2 protein-coding genes and 1 pseudogene are annotated in these 2180 nt (G+C 42.5%); 2 read left to right on the top strand and 1 reads right to left on the bottom strand.

Translation table 11 applies throughout. The features are described 5' to 3' along the window. Both FTU38_RS16570 and FTU38_RS16575 read left to right on the top strand, forming a co-directional pair. Positions 1-122, top strand: a pseudogene (locus FTU38_RS16570) (hypothetical protein); the annotation flags it as partial. Positions 123-189: 67 nt separating this feature from the next. Beyond that, complete coding sequence (locus tag FTU38_RS16575) at positions 190-654, top strand: ATP-binding protein (protein ID WP_071830580.1); 465 nt, start codon at positions 190-192, stop codon at positions 652-654. A gap of 73 nt (positions 655-727) precedes the next feature. Here FTU38_RS16575 and mph read toward each other — a convergent pair whose 3' ends face one another. Further along, positions 728-1615 carry an Mph(E)/Mph(G) family macrolide 2'-phosphotransferase gene (mph, locus tag FTU38_RS16580; RefSeq protein ID WP_071830579.1) on the bottom strand — a complete coding sequence of 296 codons (888 nt, stop codon included), beginning with the start codon at positions 1613-1615 and terminating at the stop codon, positions 728-730. Between the last annotated feature and the right edge of the window lie 565 nt (positions 1616-2180).

Raw genomic sequence — 2180 nt, forward strand, 5'->3', positions numbered from 1 at the left:
ACCGCCATCGTGTCGTGATCGGCAAGGATACGCGCCTGTCGGGCTATATGCTTGAACCCGCGCTCACAGCCGGTTTCACCTCGATGGGCATGGACGTATTCCTTTTTGGCCCGCTGCCGACAACGTAATAGGAAGAATAAACGCCCTTTTCACCCAAGTCCAAATTAATTTGCCGATTCCATAATCAGGGTGTATTACAATTCCATAGAGTTTTTCAATCCAGGTGGTTTAGCTGATAACTTAACGATTGATCAGCTTCTTCGTGAAGATTACTCGCCATGGGCGCGCAATAAAAGGATATCTGCCACGTTCAAAGAAGCGCATTTTATTGAAAAATATGGGTCAGGCATCAAACGAATCCAAGAAGGCTTCGCATCCTATGGTCTGCGTCCCCCTGTCTTTGAAAATTTCCAGCACGGTTTTCGAGTTATTGTCTCATCAAAGCTACTTTTCGAATCTAATGAGGGAGTAAGTGAGGGAGTAAATCTACTATTTAATCAGATAAGAACTAATCCAGGAAAGCGTGCACCATTTTTAGTAAACGAGCTATTAGTTCCTGTCAAGATAGTAGAGCGGTGGCTCAAAATCTTAAGAGATGATCATAAAATCGAGTTTCGAGGAGCTCCTAAAAGTGGAGGATACTGGCTAAAATAGAAATCAATGATACTCTTAAGTGGCACCAATCGAACTCCTATTTTAGCATTTAAAAAAGTATCCTCACATCATTTTATTGAACAATACCTAAGGCTGCTCTGGCGGCATTGATATGATTATCGTCGTTGCACTCTACCGCAAAAGCGCCATATGCTAATGGAGCTGCAGCAGCCCTCTCTATAGATTGTTCGTAGAGCCTATCCCATATCGTTCCGCCTTGTTTAGCATACTCCGTTATCAAACTCTTCAGGCTATCCTCTCCAAAAACCGATACGTGACCAGAAAAGTCCAGTGCAGGATCACCCATATGCGCAGTAGACCAATCTATGATACCAGAGGTCTTACCTTCCTTCGAGGTTAAGACATGCCCTGCATAGAGATCGCCATGGATGAAACAAGTGAATTCAGGCCACAAAGGGTCATTGTCCAACCATCTACGGTATCTGTTTTCCAACGGCTCGCTGATACCTATCTCAGATTTCACCAAGTGGATACGGTCAGCTATTTCGGTCCTCAATTCACTTGGAGTCATTATTTTCAAGTTGCTCTTTCTCACATCGTCAGCTGTAATACGATGTAATTCGGCCAATGATTTTGCCAGAGACTCCACATAAGCTATGCTATCGCGATCTATGTTCCAAGAAACCTCATGTGTTATCGCATCGAATGTCAGAGCAGGCGCATCCTCCAGTAAAGGGTAGGCTATTAGGCGCTCCGATACAATTTTCCAATCAGGGACATTGATCGACAGGTTTCTTTTGGCTAAATCCAATATTCTACTTTCATTTTCGATTTGTTCAAGCATATCGCTTCTTCGAGGTATACGGAGTACCCAGTTCTCACCGTTTACTTCCTTTACAAAGGCAACTCTAAAGTCGATGCCCATCTCATTGACGCTCATCTCTTCCGAAATTCTCAGCCCATGCTCTAGGGCTAATGTTTGCATATCTTCGATTGTCATTTCTATACTGTTTTCTTTTATTAAATTGGTACCAGTTCCCCCGACAGGACATTCTGAATGTCATATACAGGTGTAACACTTTACCCATATTCTTTTCGTATGGATAACACTTCCCATCAGGGAACAAAAATCTGATACATGAATTAATTGTGAGACAGTAGACCTACTGTCGCATTGAAGCCATCTCGGCGACTATTTGATTAGGAAAACCAAGGCTTTGCCATCATAGCCTTATCATAGAAGTATAACATAGTTGTAAAGATAGAAAATTATTTTTTATTCATCCATGATGTTATTATTTTATAATAACATCATCTAAACATGTCCTGTCGCTCTTTTGTGCTGTGATATTTCATACCTATTAACTGCTTTCGTTTGAATTATACGACGTTCTACTCACAATAGGGCAAGGGTTACTCATTCCGTAGGATGCGGTTCACGTATAGGAAGAATAAACGCCCTTTTCACCCAAGTCCAACAGCTTTGGACCGCAGTTGACTCTTTCGACACCCCTGCGATGCAACCCAATCCGGCTGACGGGGAGCCAGCAACGCTGAAAATTTAC

This window comes from Acinetobacter sp. YH12098 (assembly GCF_013419235.1).
In the GTDB taxonomy this organism is placed as follows: domain Bacteria; phylum Pseudomonadota; class Gammaproteobacteria; order Pseudomonadales; family Moraxellaceae; genus Acinetobacter; species Acinetobacter amyesii.

Coding starts and splice junctions, on each gene's coding strand:
- mph (WP_071830579.1), bottom strand. CDS start 1,615: ATGACAATCGAAGATATGCAAACATTAGCCCTAGAGCATGGGCTGAGA.